We start from the raw sequence: 25,767 nt of genomic DNA on the forward strand, positions 1-25,767 counted from the left end.
TGCCTGAGGCGGCGAATTATCAGAAGTTCGCGCAGCCCGCGTCGCGGTTCGCGCTGGTGGGCGTGTTCGTGGCGAAATACGCCGACGGCGTGCGCGTGGCGGTGACCGGCGCGTCCGAGGGCGGCGTGTTTCGCTGGGCCGAGGCCGAGGCGGCGCTGACGGCGAATTTCAGCCCGGCGGCGCTGGCGGGGCTGAGCGTGGACGCAGACGGGCTGATCGGCGACCTGCACGCCACACCAGCCTACCGCGCGCATCTGATCGGCGTGCTGACGGGACGGGCGGTGACGGCGGCTGGCTGAAAGGCTGGCGCAAGGGCGGGGGCCGCGCCCCGCCCGCGTTTTGCGCGCGGTGGTGCTTGGATCAAAAGGCGCTGTCTTTGACCGCCTGCATCGATACGTGGGTCGAGGTTGATCCGACGTACGGCAGGGCGGAAATTGTTTCGCCCAGCACGCGGCGGTAGCCTTGAATGTCTGCGGTGCGAATTTTCAGCAGGTAGTCGAAGGAACCTGCAATCATGTGGCACTGCTCGATCTCGGGGACACTCATGACCGCGCGATTGAAAGCGGTCAGCGCCTTTTCGGTGGTGTCGGTCAGTTTGACCTCGGCAAAGGCGACGTGCTCCAGCCCCAGACGTTCGGGGTTCAGAACCGCGCGAAACCCTTGAATGAACCCTTCATCCTGAAGCCGCTTGAGCCGCACCTGACAGGGGCTTTTGGACAGGCCGACGGTGCGGGCCAGTTCGGTGACGGGCAGACGCCCATCGGTTGCCAGCACGCGCAGGATTTTTTGGTCGATACGGTCCAGATCGTCTGTGTTCTGAATGGTCTGCATGGGTGTGGCCTGAATTTGATTTTGAAATCGGGCGGAATGGCTGTGAATTTCCATTCTACAGGAAATGTGACTTTTGGCTATCTGCTAATATATGGCGGTATCCCCCCAATTTGTCGGAGCTTTGCCTGATGTCCCGTCTTGTTCCCCTGCGTGCGGCGATCCGCGCGGCCCTGCATCGCCCTGAGGGCGCGCTTTTGAATGATCTGTGTGCGGCCGACGCCCCCGATGAGGGCGTGCGGAGCCGGGCACATGACCGCGCCAAGGGGTTGGTGCAGGCGATCCGCGGGGCGGGGAAGCCGGGGTTGATGGAAGTGTTCCTGTCGGAGTACGGGCTGTCGACCAAGGAGGGTATCGCGCTGATGTGTCTGGCCGAGGCGCTGCTGCGGGTGCCGGACCGCGAAACCATGGACGAGCTGATCGAGGACAAGATCGCGCCGTCGGAATGGGGCGCGCATCTGGGCAAATCTTCGTCCTCGTTGGTCAATGCCTCGACCTGGGCGTTGATGCTGACGGGGCGGGTGTTGAAAGAGGATGAGGGGCCGGGTGTGGCGAAGACGCTGCATGCGGCCGTCAAGCGGTTGGGCGAGCCGGTGATCCGGTCGGCGGTCAGTCGCGCGATGAAAGAGCTGGGGCATCAGTTTGTGCTGGGTCGCGACATTGCCGAGGCGGTCAAGCGCGGTGGCACGCGTGCGGCGCAGGGGTACACGTTTTCCTATGATATGCTGGGCGAGGCGGCGCTGACGGCGGCGGATGCGGCGCGGTATCACGCGGCCTATGCCGATGCGATTGCGCGGCTGGCGGGGGAATGCCGGTCGGGGGATATCCGCGAAAACCCGGGTATTTCGATCAAGCTGAGCGCGCTGCATCCGCGGTACGAGGAAGGGCAGCGGGAGCGGGTTTTGGCCGAACTGGTGCCCGCCACGCTGGCGCTTGCGCTGGCGGCGCGGGACGCAGGCATGGGGCTGAATATTGACGCGGAAGAGGCGGACCGGCTGGATCTGTCGCTGGACGTGATCGAGGCGGTGTTGCGCGATCCGCGGCTGGCGGGCTGGGACGGGTTTGGCGTGGTGGTGCAGGCTTACGGCAAGCGCGCGGCGCCGGTGCTGGACTGGCTCTATACGCTGGCGGATGATCTGGACCGGCGGATCATGGTGCGGTTGGTCAAGGGCGCCTATTGGGACAGCGAGATCAAGCGGGCGCAGGTTGAGGGGCTGGAGGGCTTTCCGGTGCTGACGCGCAAGGTGGCGACGGATGTGTCCTATCTGTGCTGCGCGCGCAAATTGCTGGCTATGACCGACCGGATCTATCCGCAGTTTGCCACGCATAACGCCCATTCCGTAGCGGCAATTCTGGAGATGGCAGACGACAGGAAATTGTTTGAGTTCCAGCGCTTGCATGGCATGGGTGATGTTCTGCATGACGTTGTGATCAAGGCAGAAAAAACGCGGTGCCGGATCTATGCGCCGGTGGGGGCGCATCGGGATTTGCTGGCCTATCTGGTGCGGCGGCTGTTGGAAAACGGCGCGAACTCCAGCTTTGTGAACCAGATCGTGGATGAGGATGTGCCGCCTGCCGTTGTGGCTGCCGATCCGTTTGATGGGCTTGAGGGCGCGCAGGCGCGTGGGGTGGTGGCACCGGCGGAGCTGTTTGCGCCAGAGCGGCCCAACTCGATCGGGTTCGATTTGCACGAGGCGCGCGATCTGGCGCGGATCGAAGCGGCGCGGGCGCCGTTCCGGGCGCATCAGTGGCAGGCGGGGCCGTTGATCGCGGTCGGGGTTACCGGCGGCGAGGCGCATCAGGTGCTCAACCCGGCCGATCCGGCGGATGTGGTCGGGCAGGTTGTGCTGTGCGCGGCGGAGGACGTAGAAGCGGCTTTGGCGGCGGCGCGGGTTTGGGATGCCCCGGCGACAGAGCGGGCGGCGGTGCTGAACCGGGCGGCGGATCTCTATGAGGCGCGGTTTGGCGAGCTGTTCGCGGTTCTGGCACGTGAAGCAGGGAAAACCCCGCGCGACGCGGTGGCGGAATTGCGCGAAGCGGTTGATTTCCTGCGCTATTATGCGGCGCGTGGGTTGGACGACGAGCGCGCAGCGCGGGGTGTGTTCAGCTGCATTTCACCGTGGAATTTCCCGCTGGCGATTTTTTCGGGCCAGATTGGCGCGGCTTTGGCGGCGGGCAATGGCGTGCTGGCGAAACCGGCCGAGGCGACGGGGTTGGTGGCGCATCTGGCGGTGCAGATGCTGCACGAAGCCGGGGTGCCGCGCGATGTTTTGCAGCTGCTACCGGGGCATGGTGCGGTTGTGGGCGCGGCCCTGACCGGGGATGCGCGGGTGAACGGGGTGTGTTTCACCGGCTCCACGGCGACGGCGCAGCGGATCAATCGGGCGATGGCCAAGGGCATGGCAGCAGATGCGCCGTTGATCGCGGAAACCGGCGGGTTGAACGCGATGATCGTGGACAGCACGGCGCTGCCGGAACAGGTGGTACGCGATATCATCGCCTCGGCGTTTCAGTCGGCGGGTCAGCGATGCTCGGCCTTGAGATGTGTTTATATTCAAGAGGATATCGCGCCAAGCTTAACCAGAATGCTGTTCGGGGCGATGGACGAGCTGACGCTGGGCAACCCATGGGCGCACGAGACCGATGTGGGGCCGGTGATTGATGCGCGGGCGCAGGCGGATTTCGCAGCATATTTGGATCAGGCACAGGCAGAGGGGCGGATTTTGCACCGGGTCAATGCGCCGGAAACGGGGCATTTCATCGGACCGGCCGTGGTTCAGGTCCGGGGCCTAAGTGACTTGAAACGCGAGATTTTCGGGCCGGTTTTGCATGTTGCGACATTCAAGGCGGATCAGATTGATGCGGTGGTGGATGCGGTGAATGCCAGCGGCTATGGGCTGACGTTTGGGCTGCACACGCGGATTGATGGACGGGTGGAGCAGGTGACGGCGCGGCTGAAGGTGGGCAATGCTTATGTCAACCGCAACCAGATCGGGGCGATTGTCGGCAGTCAGCCGTTTGGCGGCGAGGGGCTGTCGGGGACCGGGCCGAAGGCTGGGGGGCCGTCTTATCTGCCGCGCTTCAAGACGGTTGAGCGGCTGGAATCGCCCGCGCAGGACGGCGAGGCGGTGGATGTGGCCGAGGTGCAAGCGCGGCTCAAGGTGTTGAAAAGGCTTGACCTTCCCAAGCTGTCGGCGGTGGAATTGCCGGGGGTGACGGGGGAATCGAACCGGTTGTCGACCTATGGGCGCGGCACGGTTTTGTGTCTGGGACCAACGGCGCAAGAGGCGATGGATCAGGCGCGGGTCGCGATGGACAATGGCTGTCAGGCGCTGGCGGTGGCACCGGGCATTCCGGCGGCGCTGGGGTTTGATGGCGTGCTGCCGCGCGGGGCGCTGGAGCATCTGCAAGGTGTTGATCTTGTGGCACTTTATGGAGAGGATGAGGACTTGAGTGCCACCCGGAACGCGCTGGCCAAGCGCGCCGGGGCGCTGATTTCGCTGGTGTGCGGGACCGATCTGGCGGCGCGGTGCGTGCTGGAGCGGCATGTCTGTGTGGACACCACCGCGGCGGGCGGAAATGCGGCCTTGCTGGCGGCGGGAGAGGCGTAAAACGCCGGGCACAGGGCGTGCACCATGCGTGCACCGCCCGTGCACCGGCCAGGCGACCTTTCCAAGCGACCTTTGCAAGGTTGCGTGCCGGGGCCGCAGGGGGCGGCGCGAGAGCAGGCAGAGCGGCCTACCCACTATCCGGTAGATAGGACCGGATCGGGCGCTTAAGGCTTGGCAGGCGCAGCCCTGTCGGCTAGCTTTCGCCGCAAGTGGCCCATGGGAGTGGCTACGAAAGGGAGAATTGCATGAAACATTTGCTGACGAAGGCTGCTGTTGCGGCCCTTGCCATTGGTTTTGCAACCGAGTCGATGGCTGTTGAATGGAACGTTTCGGTCTGGGGCAAGCGCCGCGCCTTCACCGAGCACGTCGAAAAGCTGGCTGAGCTGGTTTCGGCCAAGACCAACGGCGAGTTCACGATGAACATCAGCTATGGTGGTCTGTCGAAGAACCGTGAGAACCTGGATGGGATCAGCATCGGCGCGTTTGAGATGGCGCAGTTCTGTGCCGGGTATCACCGCGACAAGAACCCGACCATCACCGTTCTGGAACTGCCGTTTCTGGGCGTCAACAACCTGACCGAGGAAGTGGCGATCAGCCACGCGGTTTATGCCCACCCGGCAGTAGCCAAGGATCTGGCGCGCTGGAATGCCAAGCTGCTGATGACCTCGCCAATGCCGCAGTACAACATTGTGGGCACCAGCGAGCCGCGTGACACGCTGGAGAAGATGGCGGGCATGCGGGTGCGTGCAACCGGCGGGATCGGGCAGGCGTTCGAGAAAGTCGGCGCGGTACCGACCTCGGTGACGGCAACAGAAGCGTATAGCGCGATGGAATCCGGCGTTGTCGACACGGTGGCCTTTGCTCCGCACGCGCATCTGTCGTTCCGCACCATTGATCAGGCGACCTGGTGGACGGCGAACCTGAACCCCGGCACGGTCAACTGCCCGGTGGTGGTGAATATCGACGCCTATGAGGATCTGTCGGACGAGCACCGCGCGGCGCTGGATGGCTCGGTTGACGAGTCGATTGCCTTCTATGTCGAGAACTATGGCAAGCTGCTGACCCGTTGGGACGAGGTTCTGACCGAGAAGAACGTGCAGAAGGTCATGATCAGCGACGAGGAGCTGACCAAGTTCCACGCGGTCGCGGCCGATCCGATTCGTGAAAAGTGGATCGCAGACATGACGGCGCAGGGCATTCCGGCGCAGGAACTGTACGATCTGATGATGACCACGCTGGCAGAGACCCGCGCGGCAAACTGAGCGACTTGAGAAAGCGGACCGTTCCGGCATCTGGGATGTCGGGGCGGTCTTACTGTCTTTCGGGATAACAATAAGAACAGGGGGCACGCATGGCGGGAAGTTCGGCTGTGCTGGAGGATGGCTCGATTCTGAGCCGTCTGGACCAGAAACTTTACCGGATCGAGACCGGGATGGCATTGATCGCCGGGTTGGCGGTGTTTTCGCTGATGCTGCTGGCGGTGATCTCGGTGAGCGGGCGCAACCTGTTTAACCAGCCGTTGCCGGGGTATGTGGACTGGATCGAGCAGGCGATGCCGCTGATCGCCTTTTTGGGCGTGTCCTATACCCAGCGCGACGGCGGGCATATTCGCATGGATATTCTGGTGGGACGGCTGAATGGCCGCATGCTGTGGTCGGCCGAGCTGATTACCGGGGTGGTGATGCTGGGGCTGATGATGCTGTTGGTCTGGGGCAGCTGGGCGCATTTCCAGCGTAGTTTTGATTTCACCGCGCCGCTGTGGAGCCGCGACAGTTCGATCGACATCAGCCTGCCGCTGTGGCCTGCCAAGTTGTTGGCGCCGGTGGCGTTTTCGGTGTTGTGCCTGCGCATGGCGTTGCAGGTTTGGGGCTATGGCCGGGCGTTGGTCTTGGGGCTGAGCGAGCCGGTGGCGGTGCCGTTGGTGATGTCGGCGGCAGCGCAGGCGGCCGAAGAGGCGCTGCATGTTGGTGGCTTTGAAGATGAAGGGGGCCGCTGATGGACTCGGTTGAAATTGGGATTGTCGTTTCGGGTCTTATGCTGGTGTTCGTGCTGCTGGGGATGCGGGTGGCGTTTGCCGCCGGTCTGACCGGGCTGATCGGCTTGGTCTGGATTTTCTGGGCCAAGAAGGGGTACGACCCCGAGGACTTTGGCTGGGCGTTGACGGTGGCGGTGAAAACCGCGGGTCAGGTGCCGCATTCGAAGGTCAGCAGTCAGGCGCTGAGCCTGATCCCGACCTTCATTCTGATCGGGTATCTGGCGTATTATGCCGGGCTGACCAAGGCGCTGTTCGAGGCGGCAAAGCGCTGGGTCGGCTGGGTGCCGGGCGGTTTGGCGGTGGCGACGGTGTTCGCCACGGCGGGGTTTGCAGCGGTGTCGGGGGCCAGCGTGGCGACCTCGGCGGTGTTTGCGCGTATCGCGATCCCCGAGATGTTGCAGGTCGGGTATGACAAGCGGTTCGCAGCCGGGGTTGTGGCGGCAGCGGGGACGCTGGCCAGTCTGATCCCGCCCTCGGCGATTCTGGTGATCTATGCGATCATCGTGGAGCAGGACGTGGGCAAGCTGTTGTTGGCGGGCTTCATTCCGGGGGCGTTTTCGGCGGTGGTCTATGCCTCGTTGATCATGGGGATGGCGGTGCTTTGGCCCAGCTTCGGCCCGCCGGTGCGCGGCTATAGCTGGAAAGAGCGGCTGACGTCGTTGCCGCCGGCCTTTCCGATCTTTTTCGTGGTGCTGGTGATCATCTTCTTCATCTACAACCCGTTTGGCGGCGACCCTTGGGGCACGCCGACCGAGGGCGGGGCATTGGGGGCCTTTGTGGTGTTCTTGATGGCCTTGCTGCGCGGGATGCGGTGGGGGCAGTTCAAGGATGCGCTGCTGGAGACGGCCAAGCTGTCGGCGATGATCTTTACCATCATCTGGGGCGTGCTGATCTATGTGCGCTTCCTTGGGTTTGCCGATCTGCCGGGGGCGTTTTCAGACTGGATTACCAGCCTGCACCAGCCGCCGATGATGACGCTGATCTTTATCCTGCTGGCCTATGCGGTGCTGGGCATGTTCATGGATGCGATCGGGATGCTGCTGCTGACGTTGCCGGTGGTGTATCCGGCGGTCATGGCGCTGAATGGTGGTGAATTCGTCAGTGCCGCCGACAGTGCCTTTGGCATGTCGGGGCCGATGTGCGCGATCTGGTTCGGGATCCTGGTGGTGAAGATGGCCGAGTTCTGTCTGATCACACCGCCGATCGGGCTGAACTGTTTCGTTGTCGCCGGGGTGCGTGATGATCTGAGCGTGCAGGATGTGTTCTGGGGCGTGACGCCGTTTTTCATCGCCGACGCGGTGACGATCGGGCTGTTGGTTGCCTTCCCGTGGATCGTGCTGTGGTTGCCCTCGCTGGCATAGGGACGGATGCCGGGTAAGACGGCAGGCAAACAGAAAACGGCGCTCCCATATCCGGGGGCGCCGTTTTTGCATTGTGGGCCTGTACGATGGTTACTTGGTCAGGATCAGCTTGCCGGCGCGGGTGATGCGCAGGCTGTAGATCTGATCGCCCAGCACGATCTGTGCTTGGGTGCCGCCCTGTGTCAGCTCCATCGCGTTATGGGTGGGCAGGCGCGGGATCGGCACTTCGCTGGCGCCGTCGCGGTTCAGTCTCATGGTGGTCATATGGTTTTCTCCTGCTGGTCGAGCCGGTCCAGAAGCCATTCGAGGGTAAAGGCCCCGGCGATGCCGGAGTCTGTCCAGAGCGACAGAAGAAGTGGTCGGTCATGGGCGGCTGGACCCGCGTATCGGGGCGGTCCGGCCATGGTGGTCTGCGCGTTTCTCATTGCGAACGTCCCTTGGTTACGTGGCATCGGGCTGTCGCCAAGGCGCGGACGCTGGGCGGTGGCTGGATATGCAATAAAGGTGACTTAAATAGTAAGGTATGTCAAGCCAAGGTGTCGCACCCTGATTGAATTTCCCCGGTGCGTGCTTAATGCGCGGTCAATATGGCGTATCGGCAGCGGGCCGGGGGTGGGCTGGTGGTGCGCGGGGCGTTGGCGTAGAAGGGCCGGGCGCGCAAGGAGGCCGGTCGATGAAACAGGCACTGACATCACTGACGGAACTGGCGGAGTTGCCTTTTGACGAGGTGATCGACGTGCGGTCGCCGTCGGAATTCGCCGAGGATCACATTCCCGGCGCGATCAACCTGCCGGTTCTGAGCGATGCCGAGCGCGCCGAGGTTGGCACGATCTATGTGCAGGAGGATTCGTTTCTGGCGCGCAAGATCGGAGCAGCTTTGGTGGCGCGCAATGCGGCGGGGCATTTGCAGGGCGCGCTGGCGGATCGGTCCGGTGGCTGGCGGCCGCTGGTGTATTGCTGGCGCGGCGGGCAGCGGTCGGGATCGTTCGCGCTGATTCTGGGGCAGGTGGGCTGGCGTGTCGGGCTGATTGATGGCGGGTATCGCAGTTATCGGCGGTTGGTGGTGCAGGCGCTGTATGATGCGCCGGTGGTGCCGCGTTTGGTGCTGATTGACGGTGGCACCGGCACGGCGAAGACGCGGTTGTTGCATCATCTGGCGCAGGCCGGGGCGCAGGTTCTGGATCTGGAGGGGATGGCCGAGCATCGCGGGTCGTTGCTGGGTGGGTGGCCCGGTGGGCAGCCCTCGCAGAAGATGTTCGAATCGCGGTTGGCGATGGCGTTGGTGCGGCTGGACCCGACGCGCCCGGTGTTTGTCGAGGCCGAGAGCAACAAGATCGGGCGGCTGATCGTGCCGCCCAGCCTGTGGCAGGCGATGCTGAAGGCCGATCATCTGCGGGTCGAGGCGCCGATTGCGGTGCGGGCCGCGTATCTGGTGCAGGCCTATGGCGATATTCTGAGCGATGCCGAGGCGCTGTGCGCGCGGTTGGCGCCGTTGGCGCGGTATCACGGTCATGCGCAGGTCGAGGCGTGGCAGGCCTTGGCACGGCAGGGTGAATTTGCGGCTTTGGCGGCGGATCTGGTGCAGGTGCATTACGATCCGGGATATCTGCGGTCGTCGCGCCGGGCCAACGCGCCTTTGGCGGTGCTGGAGCTGGCGGCGCTGGATGATGCGGCGCTGGCGGCGGCGGTGCCGCAGATATTGGCGGCAGCGGACTAGCGGCAGGTGACTGTGGGCGGGCCATCGGTCAACTGCCCGATGCGCGCGGCGGGGATCGCGGCGGCGTGGAGTTTGCCCAGCAGCGCGTCGGCCTGATCGGCGGCGACGGCGGCCAGCAGGCCACCTGCGGTTTGCGGATCGTGCAGCAGCAGGACGCGGGGATCATCGGCAGCGATATTGTTGGCGGTGACGACGGGGGCGGCGGCAAGATTGTCCGGGTAGAGCGTGGAGCGGATGCCCGTGGCGGCCAGATCCAGCGCACCATCATAGAACAGCAGCGCGCTGAGGTCGATCTGTGCTGCGGTGCCAGAGGTTTGGCAGATGGCTTGCAGGTGGCCCGCAAGGCCAAAGCCGGTCACGTCGGTCATGGCGTGGGCACGGGCGAGGATACTGGCGGATTGCGCCTGGGACTGCGCCATGGCGTGCAGTACGGCAGCGATATCGCGCCCCCGTGCGCGGCTTTGCATTTCGGCGGCAAGCAGCGTTCCGGTGCCCAGCGGCCGGGTGAGGATCAGCACATCGCCGGGCTGTGCGCCCGCGTGGGTGATGGCGTGGTCGGTCAGGCCGGTGACGGTGAAGCCGATGGTCAGCTCGGGGCCCATGGTGGTGTGACCGCCGACGATTTCAGCCCCGGCGGCGTGGAACACCTCGGTGGCGGCGGTCATGATTTCGGTCATGGTGCGGCGTTGCAGGGTGTCGGACATGCGCGGCAGGATGATGCTGGCAAGGGCGGCTTGCGGGGCGGCGCCCATCGACCAGACATCGCCAAGTGCGTGCACGGCGGTGATCCGGGCCATCAGCGCGGGGTCTTCGGTGAAGGCGCGCAGGTGGTCGGTGGTGATCACCTGTTGCGTGCCGCCAATGGCCAGCACGGCGGCATCGTCGCCCGCGCCGGTCAGCACATCGGGGCGGTGCAGGCTGGGCAGGGTGGCGAGGGCTTGGGTCAGCGTGGCCGAGCCGACCTTGGAGCCGCAGCCGCCGCACATCGGTTGGTTTCCCTTCAGCACGTCGGTGACGCCGAGGGTGATCTCGGGCGGCAGATCGGGGTGGGGCATGGCGGGCAGGTCGTGGAATTTGTCGATGAACTTGCGGTCGATGCGGTTTTTCAGCTGCCACAGCAGCGGCCCGGCGAAGGGGCGGCCATAGCGTTCGGCCAGCGCGGATTTGCCGCCAAGCGAGATCAGCTTGAGGTAATCCTTTTGCGGGTGGAACGGGCGCAGGGGGTGGCCGGTCAGGCGGGCGCGCAGGTTGTGATAGAGGATCGGAGCCTCGCGCACGGCGAAGACGCCCGCTTTGGGGCGCGGGGCGTGGGTCAGGTGGGCGCAGTCGCCGGTGGCGAAAAGGTCAGCAAAGCCTGTCGCTTGCAGGGTGGGGCCGACATCAATGAAGCCATCGGTCAGCGGCAGCGGCGTTGCCTGCAGCCAATCGTGCGGCCGCGCCCCGGCGGCGCCGATGGTGAGCGCGGCGGGCAAGAGCGTGCCACCGGAAAGCATCGGGCCGTCGGCGGTGATCTGGCTGATGCGGGTCGAGAGCCGCAGCGTTACACCGGCCTCATCCAGCGCGCGGCGCAGGCGGGCCTGGGTCGCGGGGGCGAGGCCGGAGAGCTGATCGGAGGCCTCGATCACCGTGACATCGGCGCTGCCGGTGGCTTGCTTCAGGGCGTGGGCCATGGCCATGGCCAGTTCGACCCCGGCGACGCCTGCGCCGATCACGGCGACGGGGCCTGCAGCGGAGCCGGTGGCGCGGGCGGTGGCCAGAAACGCCTGCCAGCGCGCGGCGTAGGTATCGAGCGGCTTGGCGCCGGTGGCGTGTTCGGCAAAGCCGGGCAGGTCAGGCATTTCGGCGGTGATGCCGATATCAACCGAGGCGACGTCATAGGGCAGCGGCGCGCGGTTTTCCAAGCGGATGCTGCGGGTGACGGGATCAAGCCCGGTGGCGCGATCAAGGATCAGCCGCACCCCGGCAAAGCGGGCGAGGCGCACGAGGTCGATTTCCAGCTCGTCACGGGTATAGTGCCCGGCAATATGGCCGGGCAGCATGCCGGAATAGGGCGCGGTGGGGCCGGGGTTGATCACGGTCACGCGGGTGCCGGGCAGCGGGCGCATCGCCCATTTTCGCAACACCAGCGCGTGGGTATGGCCGCCGCCAATCAGAACGAGGTCGCGGGTCAGGGGGATCTGTGGCTGCATTTGGTGGCCTTTGTGCTGTCCGTCCGGCGGGTGGTGCAGGCAGGTGTAGCGCGGGACGGCGGCGATGGCTATGAGGCCAAATGCAGCGGGGCCGGTGTCTTGGGCGGTTTGGGCCTTAGGTTGCGAGGCTGATCTTGGTGGCGGGTTGCGCCTTGGGGTGGCGGATCAGCAGGACGGCGGGGTTGGTAATGGCCTCGGCCTGAATGGTGGCGGCCAGCGCGTCCAGCGTGCAGCGGGCGATTTTCTGATGCGCGTGGGTGGCGCTGCCGACGATCTCGACCTCGGTCGTGGCGGGCAGGCCGGAGGCGCGCAGGTTGTCCTGCACCTCGGCGGCTTTGGTCACGGCCATATACAGCACCAGCGTGGTGCCGGGCAGGGCCATGTCGGCCCAGTCGGGGGTATCGTCGCCGGGGCGGCAGGTGCCGGTGGCGAAGGTCACGCGATCAGTCTGGCCGCGTTCGGTCAGCGGGCGGCCAAGGGCGGCGGCAGCAGCGCTGGCGGCGGTGACACCGGGCACGATTTCCACCGGGATATTGGCGGCGCGGGCGGTTTCAAGCTCCTCGGTCGCGCGGCCAAAGATCGAGGGGTCGCCGGATTTCAGCCGCACGACGCGGCGGCCCTGACGGGCGGCCGAGAGGATCACCTCGTTGATGCGGTCCTGCGGCCATTGGGTGGTGCCAAGGGTTTTGCCGACAAACACCCGTTCGGCATCGCGGCGGGCCAGTTCCAGCACATCGGGGTCGACAAGGCGGTCGTAGAAGATCACGTCGGCCTCTTGCAGGCGTTCGACCGCGCGCAGGGTCAGCAGGTCACGGGCACCGGGGCCGGCACCGACAAGGGTGATCTGGCCCTGTGCCGGGGTGCCCGGCGCGCCGTGTCCGGCGATGGCGGTTTTAAGCAGGTCTGCGGCTTCACGCTCGGCGCCGCGTTTGTGGCTTTGCCACGGGGTGCCGTTGAAGGTCCAGCGCCAGAAGGCGCGGCGTTGATCCCGCGGGACATGCGCGGCGACGGCGCTGCGCAGACGGCCTGCGAGGGCGGCGAAGCTGCCAAGGCGGGGGTCGAGCATCTGTTCGATGTCGGTTTTCAGGCGGCGGGCCAGCACCGGCGCGGTGCCTTCGGTGCCGATGGCGACGACAACCGGGTCGCGGTCCACGATCGAGGGGGTGGTGGCATCGCACAGGTCGGGCTGATCGACGACATTGACGGTGGCACCGGCCTGTTTGGCCAGCGCGTGCAGGGCGGCATCGTTTCCGGGGCAGCCGGTGCCGATGAACACCAGCGCGGTATTGGCAAAGCTGTCGAGGGTGATTGGCCCCGCATCGTGGTTGGCGCGGCCCGATGCGACGATGGCGGCAAGTTCGTCATCAAGCGTGGGGGCGAGGAAGGTCAGCGCGGCTTCGGTCTTGAGGACAAGGCGTGCTTTTTGCGCGGCCTGTTCGCCGCCGCCCGCGATGACAACGCGGCGGTCTGCCATTCGCAGAAACATCGGGAAGGATTTCATGCGCGCTTTTCTCCTTATCCGGGGTCACATAACGCCAAATTGACGCAGAGCAAGAGTTATTCCGCAGCTGCGGGGACTTGGGTCGAGGCCAGAAGGGCGGCCAGTTCGGGGCGGCACGAGCCACAGTTGGTGCCCGCATTCAGCGCCTCGCCGATGGCATCGACGCTGAGCAGGTGCTGTTCGGTGATGGCGGTGAGGATGGTATTCACGCCGACATCGAAACAGGCGCAGATCGTGGCGCCGGGGTCGGGGCGGTTGGCGGCGGGGCGTCCGGCCAGTGCATCTTGCGGCGCGCCGCCGATCAGGTGCACCAGGTGGCTGCGCGAGACCGGGACCGGGGCGCGGGCGATGAACAGCGCGCCGGTCAGCGCGCCGTCTTCGACCAGCGCGATGCGGGCGGCGCCTTTGGCCGGGTCCTGCACCGAGAGGGCCTGTGCGTCGGGGGTGCCGAGCAGGGCGCGGGCATAGGCCTCCCAATCCTCGGGGGTTTCGGTTCCGGCCAGTTCGATCCGCCAGCCGCGCGGGGCGCGGGCGCTGGCCCAATAGGGGCTGCGCGGATCGGGGGCGCGGGTGGAGATGGCGAAGCCATACCAGGCGGCGTCGTATTTCTCGATCTGCACCACCGCGCTTTTGGAGGCGGGTTGGCCCGAGACCGGATCGGTGATCGCGGCGACCAGCGCATCAACGCGGCCCGCGGAGGCATATTGCGCGGTCCAGTGCATCGGCGCGAAGGCCTGTCCGCGCCCGATGCGGTCGGTGATCAGCACCCGCAGCAGGGCGCTGCCCTGCGGGCTGGTGACGCGGGCCAGATCGGCGGGTTTGAGGCCAAGGGCCTCGGCCTCGGCAGGGTGCAGTTCGACGAAGGGCTCGGCCAGGTGCTGCGACAGGCGCGGCGATTTGGCGGTGCGGGTCATGGTGTGCCAGTGGTCGCGCACCCGCCCGGTATTGAGCCGGAACGGATATTCGGGCGTGGGCTGGGTCAGGGCGGTGCGGAAGTGGATCGGCAGCATCCGCGCGCGGCCCGAGGGAGTAAAGAACCGCCCGTCGCCAAAGAAGCGCCCGCCCGCGCGGGCGGCATTCACCGGCCAGTAGAGCGGGATCATGTTGTCGAATTCGTCATCCGACATCTCGACCAAACCGGAGATGTCGAAATCGCGGCCCAGTTGACCGGCGATGCCGGAAAGGGCGGCGTATTCGCGGAAAATCTCGGCCGGGGATTGGTAATCGAAGGCGGCGTGAAAGCCCATGCGGCGGCCAACGTCGGCCAGAATGTCCCAATCGTGGCGGGCCTCGCCGGGGGGCGGCAGCACGGCGCGCTGGCGCGAGATACAGCGTTCGGAATTGGTGACGGTGCCGTCTTTTTCGCCCCAGCCGGTGGCGGGCAGGATCACATGCGCCAGCTTGGCGGTATCGGTATCGGCGGTCAGGTCCGAGACCACGACGAAATCGCAACCCGCGATCGCGTCGCGCACGGCATCGGCATCGGGCATCGAGACGGCGGGGTTGGTGCAGATCACCCACAGCGCCTTGATCTTGCCCGCGCCGACGGCACGGAACATGTCGACGGCTTTCAACCCGGCCTCTTCCGGCATCTGGGGGGCTTCCCAAAAGGTTTTGACGGCGGAGCGGTGTTCGGCGTTTTCCAGATCAAGGTGGCAGGCCAGCATATTGGCCAGACCGCCGACTTCGCGCCCGCCCATGGCGTTGGGCTGTCCTGTGACAGAGAACGGCCCCATGCCGGGCTTGCCGATGCGGCCGGTGGCAAGGTGGCAATTGGTGATGGCGTTGACCTTATCGGTGCCCGCGTTGGATTGGTTGACGCCTTGGGAAAACACGGTGACGACTTTGCCGGTGCTGATCCACATGTTGCAAAACTGCTGGATCTGCGCCTCGCTGAGGCCGGTGATGCTGCTGTCGCAGCTGCTGGCGGCGTCCAGTGCGGCCTCGAACCCATCGACGTGATCGGCAACGAAGGCCGCGTCGAGCGCGCCTTGTTGCTGGATCTCGGCCAGGAGGCGGTTGAACAGGGCCACGTCGCTGCCGGGGGCAAGCGCCAGATGCAGATCGGCGATGTCGCAGGTGGCGGTGCGGCGCGGGTCGATGTTGACGACCTGCATCTGCGGGCGGGCCTTTTTGGCGGCGACGATGCGCTGATACAGCACCGGGTGGCACCACGCGAGGTTGGAGCCGGTCAGCACGATCAGGTCGGCCTGTTCCAGATCCGCATAAAGCCCGGGCACGGTATCGGTGCCGAAGGCGCGTTTGTGCCCGGCCACGGTCGAGGCCATGCAGAGCCGCGAGTTGGTGTCGATATTGGCCGAGCCGATGAAGCCTTTCATCAGCTTGTTGGCGACATAGTAATCTTCACTCAGCAACTGACCCGAGACGTAGAAGGCAACGCTGTCGGGGCCATGCAGGGCGATGGTTTCGCGGAATTTCTTTGCCACGAGATCAAGCGCGCTGTCCCAGCTGGCGCGTTCGCCGTTCACCTGCGGGTGCAGCAGGCGATCATCAAGCGAGGTGGTTTCGCCAAGTGCCGAACCTTTCGAACACAGCCTGCCGAAGTTGGCGGGGTGATCGGGGTCGCCTTTGATGGTCATCCCGTTTGCGCCGTCGGGCGTGGCCAGAACCCCGCAGCCAACGCCGCAATAGGGACAGGTTGTACGGATGGCGCAGGGGGGGTCGATCGCAACGGTCTTGTTCATGGCTCTGCCCTTGGGTCAGGTCGTGGATCCCCGCCCATGAGGGGCGGGGCGCAGGATCTTCAGGCGGCGGCCTGCTTGGTCAGGCGGGCGGCATCCAGCAGGATGCGCCCGGCTTCGACTTTGGTTTCGAAGGTGTCGATCTGGCCTTCGTCGGCGCCCTGAGCCGTGCCTGTTTCCAGACTGAAGACCCAGTTGTGCAGCGGGCAGGTGACGGATTTTCCGTGCACGATGCCTTCGGACAGGGGGCCGCCCTTGTGGGGGCAGCGGTCCGAGGTGGCGAAGACTTCGGCCTCGGACGTGCGGAACACCGCCACGCAGCCAAGCGTGGTTTTCACAATGCGGGCACCGCGCAGGGGGATGTCTTCCAGGGCGCCAATATCAAGCCAGCTCATTCCGCAGCCTCCAGTGTCAGGTCCGCAAGGGGGGCAAATTTGGGTGCCTCTTCCGGGGCGGCGTGGGCGGCCCAGGGGTCCTTGCGATAGATGGTTTGCGACAGTTCGAAGCGCTCGATCAGGGCTTTGCGATTGTCGAGGTCATCGACAACCTGCGCCTTGACCCAGTCCAGACCGACCTTGGCCACCCATTTATAGCCGCGATCCAGATATTTCGCGTTCTCGCGGTAGATCTGAATATAGGCGGTGGTGACGTCGATCGCTTCCTGTTCGGTTGCGACCTTGGCCAGCGCTTCGGTTTCCTTGAGGTCCATGCCTGCGGCCCCGGCAACCGACACTTCATAGCCGCTGTCGACGCAGATGATGCCGACATCCTTGCAGGTGGATTCCGCACAGTTGCGCGGGCAGCCCGAGACGCCGAGTTTGACCTTGTGCGGGGTCCACGAGCCCCAGAGCAGTTTTTCCAGCTTGATACCCAGCCCGGTCGAATCCTGCGTGCCGAAGCGGCAGTGATCGGAGCCGACGCAGGTTTTCACCGTGCGCAGGCCTTTGGAATAGGCGTGGCCCGAGACCATGCCGGCCTGATTGAGGTCGTACCACATGGCGGGCAGATCCTCTTTGCGCACGCCCAGAAGGTCGATCCGCTGACCGCCGGTGACCTTGACGGTGGGGACGTTGTATTTGTCAGCCGCGTCGGCGATGGCGCGCAGTTCGGCCGGGGTGGTGATACCGCCCCACATCCGCGGAACGACGGAATAGGTGCCGTCTTTCTGGATGTTGGCGTGGTTGCGTTCGTTGACGAAGCGCGATTGCGGATCGTCCTGATACTCCAGCGGCCAGTCGGCCAGCAGGTAGTAATTGATCGCCGGACGGCAGACATGGCAGCCGTTGGGGGTGCTCCAGCCCAGTTCCTGCCAGACGGCGGGTTGGGATTGCAGCTCGGACGATTTGATCAGGCGGCGCACGTCTTCGTGCGTCAGATCGGTGCAGCCACAGATGGATTTCGACGTGGGCATGACGAATTCGTCGCCCAGCGTGACCGCCAGAACCTGTTCGACCAGGCCGGTGCAGGTGCCGCACGATCCGCTGGCCTTGGTTTGGGCACGCACGTCTTCGAGGGTATGGGCACCGCCTTCGATGGCGGTGACGATCTGACCTTTACATATGCCGTTGCAGCCGCAGATTTCTGCGTCAGCCGGTAAGGCTGCAACGGCTGCCAAAGGGTCCGATGCGGCCCCCCCCTGATAGGCAGGCCCAAAGATCAGCGTTTCGCGCATCTCGGAGATGTCCTCGCCGTCCTTGATCAGGTTGTAGAACCAGGTGCCGTCGGCGGTATCGCCGTACATCACCGCGCCGACGATCTTGTTGTCCTCGATCACCAGCCGCTTGTAGACGCCGCGCGAGGGATCGCGGAACACGATGTCTTCGCGGGTTTCGCCCTCGGCGAAGTCGCCTGCGCTGAACAGGTCACAACCGGTGACTTTCAGCTTGGTCGAGACCTCTTTGTTGACGAATTTCGCTGGTTCGCCCAGCAGGGTTTTGGCGACAACCTTGGCTTGGTCATAGAGCGGCGCGACGAGGCCGAAGATGGCGCCGTCATGTTCGACACATTCGCCGAGCGCCAGAATGTCGGGGTCGGAGGTGATCATCTGATCATCGACATGGATGCCGCGACCGACGGCCAGACCGTTGTCCTTGCCCAGGGCGATGGCCGGGCGGATGCCCACGGCCATGACCAGCAGATCGCAGGGCAGTTCAGTGCCGTCATCCAGCATCAGCGCCTTGACGTGGCCGTTTTCGCCAACGATTTCCTTGGAGTTGGCCGAGCACATAACGGTGATACCGCGATCCACCAGAGCCTTGCGCAGCAGGTAGCCTGCGGCCTCGTCAAGCTGACGTTCCATCAGGTGGCCCATGATATGCACCACGGTTACATCGACACCGCGTGCTTTCAGGCCTGCGGCGGCCTCTAGCCCCAGAAGGCCGCCGCCGATGACCACGGCACGGGCACCGGGCTTGGCGCCCAGTTCGATCATGCGGTTGGTGTCCTCCAGATCGCGATAGGCGATCACACCTTCCAGATCGTGGCCCGGCAGCGGAATGATGAACGGGTTCGAGCCCATGCCCAGCACCAGCTTGTCATACGGGGTTTCACCGTTTTCGCTGATCACGACCTTGCGCTCGCGGTCGATCTTCAGGATCTTCTCGCCGAAGCGGCAGGTGACGCCGCGCGCCTCGTACCAGTCGGCGTCATGGGTGACGATTTCTTCGTAGGTCTTTTCGCCCGACAGGACCGGCGACAGCATCAGCCGGTTATAGTTGCCGCGCGGTTCCGCGTTGAAAAGCGTGACATCATACGCGTCGGGCGCAGTGTCCAGCAGGTGCTCGAGCGCGCGGCCAGAGGCCATGCCCGCACCAATTACGATGAGTTTTTGTTTCATGGCATTCACTCCGCTGCGATGGGTTTGGGTTTCGGTGCGGGTTTGGCTCCGTGTTCGTATTCCTCCAAGAAATCAAGTACTTCCTGACGGTATGTATAGTAATCTGGGTGCTCCAGCAGCGCTTTTCGGGTGCGCGGGCGGGGCAGGTTTACGTCAACGATCTTGCCGATGGTGGCTTGTGGTCCGTTGGTCATCATCACAACGCGGTCGGCCAGCAGGATGGCCTCGTCGACGTCATGGGTGACGCAGACGGCGGTGACCTTGGTGCGCGACCAGACTTCCATCAGGACCTCTTGCAGCTCCCAGCGGGTGAGGCTGTCGAGCATGCCGAAGGGTTCATCCAGCAGCAGCAGTTTGGGGCTGAGGGCGAAGGCGCGGGCGATGCCGACGCGCTGTTTCATGCCGTTCGACATCGAGACGGCGGGGCGGTCCATCGCATCGCCAAGCCCGACACGTTCGAGGTAGTATTCCACCACCTCCTGACGCTCGGCCTGACTGGCGCGGGGATAGACCTTGTCGACGCCGATGGCGACGTTTTCCTTGGCGGTCAGCCAGGGAAACAGGTTGGGTGACTGGAACACCACGGCGCGTTCGGGATCGGCGCCTTCGACGTGGCGACCATCAAGGCGGATCGCACCTTTGGAGATGTCATTCAGACCGGCGGCCATGGTCAGCACGGTGGATTTGCCGCAGCCCGAGTGGCCGATCAGCGAAATGAACTCGCCCCGGTTCAGTTTGAGGTTGAAATCCTCGACCACGGTCAGGGGGCCTTTGGGCGTGGGATAGACTTTGTGCAACTGCGAGAAGTCAAGGAAGTTGCGGTCGATCATACCGTCCTGAGCCTTGGCCACGGCGGCGGGAATGTCTTCGGCGGTGCCGTGGATCGGGGTGACGTTCGGCAGGGTGCGGGTGCCTTCGGTCTTGGCCTCGATGCCGATATCCATCAGGTAGTTGGTGACCTGTGCGCGCAGTTTCTTGAAGCCGTCGTGGTGGTTCATCTCGACCCGGTCGCGGGGGCGGGGGATGTCGACGGCAAAGGCATCGCCCAGCGTGCCATCGGGGTTCAGCGGGATGATGCGGTCGGCCAGAATGATCGCTTCATCGACGTCATTGGTGATCAGCACGCAGGTCTTTTTGTCGGCTTCCCAGATGTGCTCGATCTCGTCCGCCAGATTGGCGCGGGTCAGCGCATCAAGCGCCGAAAGCGGCTCGTCGAGCAGCAGGACCTCGGGGTTCATGGCCAGCGCACGCGCCACGTTGACACGCTGCCGCATGCCGCCTGACAGCTCGGCCGGGCGGCGTTGGGCCGCGTGGGGCAGCCCGACCATGTTGACATAGTGGGCGACCTTTTCGGCCTTTTCCGCCTTGGACAGGTTCGGGAACATCGTGTCCACCGCCAGCCTGACGTTGCCGTTCACGGTCAGCCACGGCATCAGCGAGTAGTTCTGAAAGATCACGCCGCGTTCGGGGCCGGGGCCGGTGATCGGCTGGCCCTTGAAGGTGACCGCGCCGCTGGTGGGCATTTCCAGCCCGGCCATCAGGTTGATCAGCGTGGTCTTTCCGGTGCCGGAGAAGCCGAGCAGGACCAGAAATTCGCCTTCTTCCACATCGAGCGTGATGTTTTTGAGGACATCCTGCCGCGTCGCGCCTTCGCCGAAGCTTTTGGACACATTCTTGAATGAGAGGACTGTCATGGCGTTCACCGGTTTTCGCTGAAGGTAAGGAGCGATTGCAGAGCGAACATCACGCGGTCGAGCAGGAAGCCAATGATGCCGATGGTAAAGACGGCGACCATGATTTTTGCCAGCGATTGCGAGCTGCCGTTCTGGAACTCGTCCCAGACGAATTTGCCAAGACCAGGGTTCTGCGCCAGCATTTCAGCGGCGATCAGCACCATCCAGCCAACCCCGAGCGACAGCCGCAGGCCGGTGAAGATCAGCGGCAGGGCCGAGGGCAGCACCAGCTTGGTGATCTTGGTCCAGGTGTTCATTTTCAGAACCTTCGAGACGTTGACCAGATCCTTGTCGATCGAGGCCACGCCAAGCGCGGTGTTGATCAGCGTCGGCCACAGCGAACACAGCGTCACGGTGATGGCCGAGATCAGGAAGGATTTGGAAAACAACCCGTCGTTGGTGGCATAGACCGCCGAGACGATCATGGTGACGATCGGCAGCCAGGCCAGCGGCGAAACGGGTTTGAAGATTTGCACGATCGGGTTGATCGCGGCATTGGCGGTTTTCGACAGACCGGCGGCGATGCCAAGCGGTACGGCCACGGCGGTGGCGATCAGAAAGCCGAAGAACACGGTTTTGATCGAGGTCCAGATCTGCATGTAATAGGTCGGCTTGCCGGTATAGGTGCGGTATTTCACGCTTTCGGGTTTGCCTGCTGCGATCAGTTTTTCGTTGCGTACATCCTGACGGTCATAGAAAGCGGCGGCTTTCTGTTTCTCGCGGATATGGTCGGCGTGCAGGTATTCGACCTGTTCCCACACGGCGGCGGGGCCGGGGATGGCGCCAAGCGAGGTTTGCACCTTGGGGGCCAGCACGCTCCACATCATCAGGAAGGCCAGAATGGCCAGCAAAGGCACCCCCAGCAATTGCCAGATTTCCTTGCCCTGCGCGCGCGGGTTGTCACCGGCGATGGCTTTGAGGATCGGGGTGATCCAGGCCAGGCCCAGAACTTTGACCCAGGGGTCAAGCTTGTTGATGCGGGTGAATGTCCGGGCGCGGCGGGCCTCTTTGGCGGCGGTCTTGTCGGCCTCGGACAGGGTCTGCGGGTCGATGGCGGTCATGGTGTCAATCCTGCGCTGTCGGCGTTGGAGAAAAGAGTGGGAGGCCGGGCGGCGCGTGTCCGCCCGGCCTGCGAGGGGGGTTAGCCCTTGACTTGGTTGCCATCGACGATCTGCGCGCCTTTCAGGCCGATCGGCAGGCTGTCGAGGTAGGCGTTGGGCGTTTTGCCGTCATAGCCGATCCCGTCGATCACATCGGAGGCCGGGGTCGGTTCCTTGTAGCCATCGCTGTCGAAGGGGAAATCGGCGGCGTCAGCAAGGCCTTCTTCGACCAGCATCTTGGCGGCGGTCAGATAGATGTCAGGCTTGTAGACCGATTTGGCGACTTCGTCGTACCAGCTGTCGGGCTTGGCTTCGGCGATCTGCCCCCAGCGGCGCATCTGGGTCAGGTACCAGATCGCGTCGGAGTAGTAGGGGTAGGTTGCGTTATAGCGGAAGAACACGTTGAAGTCGGGGACCTCGCGCTTGTCGCCTTTTTCGTACTCAAACGTGCCGGTCATCGAGTTGGCGATGACTTCGGCATCGGCCCCGACGTATTCCGAGCGCGACAGGATTTCCACCGCTTCGGGGCGGTTGGCGTTGTCGTTCTCATCCAGCCAGATCGCGGCGCGGATCAGCGCCTTGGTGATGGCGATGGTGGTTTGCGGGTTTTCCTGCTGGAACTCAGCCGACAGGCCGAAGACCTTTTCGGGGTTGTTCTTCCACAGCTCATAGTCGGTGATGACCGGAACGCCGATGCCTTTGAACACGGCGGCCTGGTTCCACGGCTCGCCCACGCAGTAGCCATAGATGGTGCCAGCTTCCATTGTGGCGGGCATCTGCGGCGGCGGAGTGACGGAGAGCAGCACATCGGCGCCGATCTGGCCGGTCACGTCGGCAGGCGAGTAATAGCCCGGCTGAAGGCCGCCAGCGGCAAGCCAGTAGCGCAGTTCGTAGTTATGCGTGGAGACCGGGAACACCATGCCCATGTTGAACGGCTTGCCCTGATCCTTGTAGGACGCGACAACCGGCGCCAGCGCCGAGGCGGAAATCGGGTGCACCGGCTTGCCGTCTTCGTGCGGCACGAATTCCTTCATCTGGGCCCAGATATCGTTGGAAACGGTGATACCGTTGCCGTTCAGGTCCATCGAGAAGGGGGTGATGATGTGGGCTTCGGTGCCGAAGCCGATCGTGGCGGCCAGAGGCTGACCGGCCAGCATGTGGGCACCGTCAAGCTGTCCGCCGATCACGCCGTCCAGCAGCACTTTCCAGTTGGCTTGCGCTTCGAGGGTGACGAACAGGCCTTCGTCTTCAAAATATCCGTTCTCGTAGGCGATAGCCAGCGGCGCCATGTCGGTCAGTTTGATGAAGCCGAACTTCAGTTCGTCTTTTTCGACATCCAGCATTTCGGCCATGGCCGGGGTCACCAGCATGGTGGTGGCTGCAAGAATGGAAGCAATACGTTTCATGGTCTGTCTGTCCTCACTGTGGGTCGGTTTGGGCAAAAACAAAAAAAGCCGCTGACGCGCTCTGTATTGAACAGAGGGTCGAGCGGCTTTGCTCCGGGTATCCCGATCTTCGGGGGAATTTCCAAGATGGAACGCCATTGTTCCGTCTTGTGAAGCCATATTGCGCCCTGAGTCGCTGGGGGCGCAAGGGGCGCGGGCCGAATTTTGCCGGTAATTGCTGCAATGCGGCGCCAGAGCCGATGAAGTGCCTATTTTTTCATCCCTGTGGAAGGGAGGGGTCAAAAATTCGGCCATCGAAGAACCGGTCCGGCATCAAAAACAGCTTGCCCGAATCCGAAGAGACGGCGGTTTCGCGGCTCAGCGAGCCTTCGAGCTTCTCGGAGGCGCCGGGCAGGTCGGCGGTGGTTTTGGCCAGATTGAGCCGGTAGAGGTCACTGCGAAACACGGCGCGGGCGCGGTTGACGGCGTCGGCCCGGTCCAGCCCCATCCGCGCGGCGATCTGCGCGCCAATCCAGGCGGCCTGCGATTTCCACGGGAATGTGGCGGCGCCGGAATAGAACTCCAGAAAGTGGGGCACGAGGCGCTGTTCGCCGCGTGGCGAGATCACCAGACGGCCAGACAGGGCGCGGTCGATCACCTCGGGGGGGACGCCCAGATAGGCGGGGCGCGACAGGATTTCCGAGGCGGTGGTGCTGTTGCCAGGACTGCCAAGCCAGCGCCCGGCCCGCCAGACCGCGCGCATCAGGCGGCCAGTGAGGTCCGGGTCGGCCTCGGCCCAGTCGTGGCGCACGGCGAGCACCTTTTCCGGCGCAAAGCCCCAGATCGCGGCGCCGGGCAGCAGCAATTCGCCCACTTCGGTTTCGACCGCGATCGAGCCCCAGGGTTCGCCAACGCAGAAGGCGTCAATCTCGCCCGCAGCCATGGCCTGAGCCATCAGAGGCGGGGGAACGGTGCGGATATCCAGCGCTTGCGGCGCGGGCAGGCCCAGAGAACTGAGCCAGTAGTACAGCAGTTCGGCGTGCATCGAGAACGGGAAGGGCACGCCGATGCGCAGCCGCTGCCCGGTGGCAATCAACGCCCGCCCTGCGGCCCCGGCATCAGCGAAGTCAAAACCGAAGCCCTGTCTGCGCAGGGTCGCGGCCAGCGCGGGCGACACACCAATCACGGTGCCATTGACGGACAGCACTGACAAAGCATCCAGCCGGGTGGTCATGCCGCCAAGACCCAGCGCCATGGCGACGGGGGTGGGGGCCAGCATATGCGCGGCTTCGATCTGACCCAGCGCCAGCAGGTCGCGCAGGGTGGACCACGAGGGCGCCTTGCGCAGGTTGAGGTCCAGGCCTTCTTCTTCGGCGAAGCCCAGTTCATGGGCGATGATCAGCGGGGCGGCATCGACCAGTGCGATGAAACCGGCATTCAGGGTCACGTTCATGCCAGCAGCCCCGCCGCCATGACCAGCGCCTGTGCGACGTCGATGACCTTGCGGCCCTGATCCATCGCGGTTTTGCGCAGCAGCGCATAGGCTGCGTCTTCGTCGATGCCACGGGCCTTCATCAGGATACCTTTGGCGCGGTCCAGGGTCTTGCGCTCCTCAAGTGCCAGTTTGGTGGCGGCGAGTTCGGCGCGCATCCGCTGAAACATGTGGAAGCGGGTGATCGCGGCGTCGAGGATCGGTTTGACCCGGTCCGCGCGCATGCCGTCGACCACATAGGCCGACACGCCTGCTTCGATCGCGGCTTTGGTCAGCCCGTCGTCCGAGCGGTCCACGAACATCGCGACGGGTCGGTCCATCGGGCCAGAGGCCAGCGCCAGTTCTTCCAGCGTGTCACGCGACGGGTTGGTCATGTCGATCAGCACCACGTCGGGCTTCATCTGGGCGATGCGGCGGGCAAGACCGGATTCCTCGGAGATGACCGAGATTTCATAGTCGCCGGACGCACGCAGGCTGTCCACGATCTGCAACGCGCGATCGCGGTCTTTTTCAACGATGATGATGGAGAGGTTCTTGGCCAATTCGGTCGGGTTCCTGCGTCGCCTGATCCGGGTTTAGCGCCGGATGGGGGTGGGGCAAAGGGACGGGGCTTTGTGTTGCGCCGCAATGCGGCATTATTTCCGTGGATGCCTAATTTTTGTGCGCCTTGGGTATTTGGCGGGTGTATGCGCGGCCTTGCGCGTGCTGTCAGGCGTCGGCCGCCGGGTGCAGCGGCGCGCGGCTGAGGTCATTGCCGGCCTCGGTGGCTTTTTGCAGCAGGTGCAGGAAGGTGGTGCGTTCCTCCGGGGTCAGCCCGGCCAGGATATCGGTTTGCAAGGCCCAGACGATGGGGTCGGCGCGGCTGAGCGCGGCGTGGCCTGCATCCGTCAGGCGGATCACGCGGGCGCGTCGGTCGTGTGGGCTGATCTGGCGCTGCACCAACCCTTTGTTTTGCAGCCGGTCCAGCACCGCGCCCATGGTGACGCGGTCATGGGCGATCATCCCGGCCAGCGTTGCCTGATCCACATCCGGGTGGGTCTTGAGCGCGGCCAGGGCGCCGAACTGCACCGGGGTCAGGTCAAGGCCTTCGGCTTTCATCCGGTCGGCGAAAACCGAGGTCGAGATCTGATTGAGCCGCCGGATCAGGTGCCCTGCCATATTATAGAGGTCAAGCATCGTGGTCTCCGTTCCAGATGTACCGGGATGGTTGCGGGAGTTTAGCACCGGAACAGAATGTTGACGAGTGCACTAATGATAAGTACACTTCATAAAATACG

The 25,767-nt window shown here is 64.4% G+C and carries 19 protein-coding genes and 1 pseudogene; 6 read left to right on the forward strand and 14 right to left on the reverse strand.

Annotated elements, in window-relative coordinates:
* Positions 1-299 (forward strand): annotated as a pseudogene (locus tag BSF79_RS00005) (FAD binding domain-containing protein); the annotation flags it as partial.
* Between the two features lie 61 nt (positions 300-360).
* Here BSF79_RS00005 and BSF79_RS00010 read toward each other — a convergent pair.
* Positions 361-831, reverse strand: a complete 471-nt coding sequence (locus BSF79_RS00010) for an Lrp/AsnC family transcriptional regulator (protein ID WP_090267786.1) — start codon at positions 829-831, stop codon at positions 361-363.
* Between the two features lie 128 nt (positions 832-959).
* Here BSF79_RS00010 and putA point away from each other — a divergent pair, with 128 nt between their 5' ends.
* From putA to BSF79_RS00030, 4 genes are all read left to right on the forward strand, one after another.
* Positions 960-4,439 (forward strand): bifunctional proline dehydrogenase/L-glutamate gamma-semialdehyde dehydrogenase PutA, encoded by a 3,480-nt coding sequence (putA, locus tag BSF79_RS00015; RefSeq protein WP_090266420.1) that lies wholly within the window; start codon positions 960-962, stop codon positions 4,437-4,439.
* 245 nt (positions 4,440-4,684) lie between these two features.
* The gene (locus tag BSF79_RS00020; RefSeq protein WP_090266424.1) at positions 4,685-5,701 is read left to right on the forward strand and encodes a C4-dicarboxylate TRAP transporter substrate-binding protein; all 1,017 of its coding nucleotides are present in this window, start codon (positions 4,685-4,687) and stop codon (positions 5,699-5,701) included.
* A gap of 89 nt (positions 5,702-5,790) precedes the next feature.
* Positions 5,791-6,435 (forward strand): TRAP transporter small permease subunit, encoded by a 645-nt coding sequence (locus BSF79_RS00025; RefSeq protein WP_090266428.1) that lies wholly within the window; start codon positions 5,791-5,793, stop codon positions 6,433-6,435.
* Positions 6,435-7,835 carry a TRAP transporter large permease gene (locus BSF79_RS00030; protein ID WP_090266431.1) on the forward strand — a complete coding sequence of 467 codons (1,401 nt, stop codon included), beginning with the start codon at positions 6,435-6,437 and terminating at the stop codon, positions 7,833-7,835. The genes BSF79_RS00025 and BSF79_RS00030 overlap by 1 nt, the downstream gene beginning before the upstream one ends.
* Before the next feature lie 90 nt (positions 7,836-7,925).
* On the opposite strand, the gene hemP is transcribed toward BSF79_RS00030, so the two are convergent.
* Both hemP and BSF79_RS19650 read right to left on the reverse strand, forming a co-directional pair.
* Positions 7,926-8,090: a hemin uptake protein HemP gene (gene hemP, locus BSF79_RS00035; RefSeq protein ID WP_245776293.1), complete on the reverse strand. Its 165-nt coding sequence runs from the start codon at positions 8,088-8,090 to the stop codon at positions 7,926-7,928.
* A gap of 5 nt (positions 8,091-8,095) precedes the next feature.
* Positions 8,096-8,260: a hypothetical protein gene (locus BSF79_RS19650; protein WP_175545219.1), complete on the reverse strand. Its 165-nt coding sequence runs from the start codon at positions 8,258-8,260 to the stop codon at positions 8,096-8,098.
* Between the two features lie 248 nt (positions 8,261-8,508).
* On the opposite strand from BSF79_RS19650, the gene mnmH reads away from it, so the two are divergent.
* Entirely contained in the window at positions 8,509-9,552 is a 1,044-nt protein-coding gene (mnmH, locus tag BSF79_RS00040; protein ID WP_090267789.1) for a tRNA 2-selenouridine(34) synthase MnmH, read from the forward strand.
* Here mnmH and selD read toward each other — a convergent pair.
* The 11 genes from selD to BSF79_RS00095 form a co-directional block, all read right to left on the reverse strand.
* On the reverse strand, positions 9,549-11,741 hold the full coding sequence (selD, locus tag BSF79_RS00045) for a selenide, water dikinase SelD (RefSeq protein ID WP_090266439.1): 2,193 nt from the start codon (positions 11,739-11,741) through the stop codon (positions 9,549-9,551). The two genes, mnmH and selD, sit on opposite strands and share 4 nt — an antisense overlap.
* Positions 11,742-11,856: 115 nt before the next feature.
* Complete coding sequence (cysG, locus tag BSF79_RS00050; protein WP_090266442.1) at positions 11,857-13,242, reverse strand: siroheme synthase CysG; 1,386 nt, start codon at positions 13,240-13,242, stop codon at positions 11,857-11,859.
* Positions 13,243-13,298: 56 nt separating this feature from the next.
* A complete protein-coding gene (locus tag BSF79_RS00055; RefSeq protein ID WP_090266446.1) occupies positions 13,299-15,947 on the reverse strand; it encodes a nitrate reductase in 2,649 nt (882 codons plus the stop codon).
* Positions 15,948-16,006: 59 nt separating this feature from the next.
* A complete protein-coding gene (gene nirD, locus BSF79_RS00060; RefSeq protein ID WP_090266450.1) occupies positions 16,007-16,339 on the reverse strand; it encodes a nitrite reductase small subunit NirD in 333 nt (110 codons plus the stop codon).
* Positions 16,336-18,780, reverse strand: coding sequence for a nitrite reductase large subunit NirB (gene nirB / locus BSF79_RS00065; RefSeq protein WP_090266454.1), 2,445 nt, complete (start codon positions 18,778-18,780; stop codon positions 16,336-16,338). The genes nirD and nirB overlap by 4 nt, the downstream gene beginning before the upstream one ends.
* A 5-nt stretch (positions 18,781-18,785) precedes the next feature.
* Positions 18,786-20,474, reverse strand: coding sequence for an ABC transporter ATP-binding protein (locus tag BSF79_RS00070; RefSeq protein WP_175545220.1), 1,689 nt, complete (start codon positions 20,472-20,474; stop codon positions 18,786-18,788).
* A 5-nt stretch (positions 20,475-20,479) separates the two neighbouring features.
* Positions 20,480-21,574, reverse strand: coding sequence for an ABC transporter permease (locus BSF79_RS00075; RefSeq protein WP_090266459.1), 1,095 nt, complete (start codon positions 21,572-21,574; stop codon positions 20,480-20,482).
* Between the two features lie 80 nt (positions 21,575-21,654).
* Positions 21,655-23,019, reverse strand: coding sequence for a CmpA/NrtA family ABC transporter substrate-binding protein (locus tag BSF79_RS00080; RefSeq protein ID WP_090266462.1), 1,365 nt, complete (start codon positions 23,017-23,019; stop codon positions 21,655-21,657).
* A gap of 256 nt (positions 23,020-23,275) precedes the next feature.
* Positions 23,276-24,451: an ABC transporter substrate-binding protein gene (locus BSF79_RS00085; RefSeq protein WP_090266464.1), complete on the reverse strand. Its 1,176-nt coding sequence runs from the start codon at positions 24,449-24,451 to the stop codon at positions 23,276-23,278.
* Positions 24,448-25,032 (reverse strand): ANTAR domain-containing response regulator, encoded by a 585-nt coding sequence (locus tag BSF79_RS00090; RefSeq protein WP_090266467.1) that lies wholly within the window; start codon positions 25,030-25,032, stop codon positions 24,448-24,450. The genes BSF79_RS00085 and BSF79_RS00090 overlap by 4 nt, the downstream gene beginning before the upstream one ends.
* 166 nt (positions 25,033-25,198) lie before the next feature.
* Positions 25,199-25,666, reverse strand: coding sequence for a MarR family winged helix-turn-helix transcriptional regulator (locus BSF79_RS00095; RefSeq protein WP_090266471.1), 468 nt, complete (start codon positions 25,664-25,666; stop codon positions 25,199-25,201).
* Positions 25,667-25,767: the final 101 nt, after the last annotated feature.

The sequence above is a fragment of the Thalassovita taeanensis genome (assembly GCF_900110775.1).
Classification (GTDB): Bacteria; Pseudomonadota; Alphaproteobacteria; order Rhodobacterales; family Rhodobacteraceae; genus Litorimicrobium; species Litorimicrobium taeanense.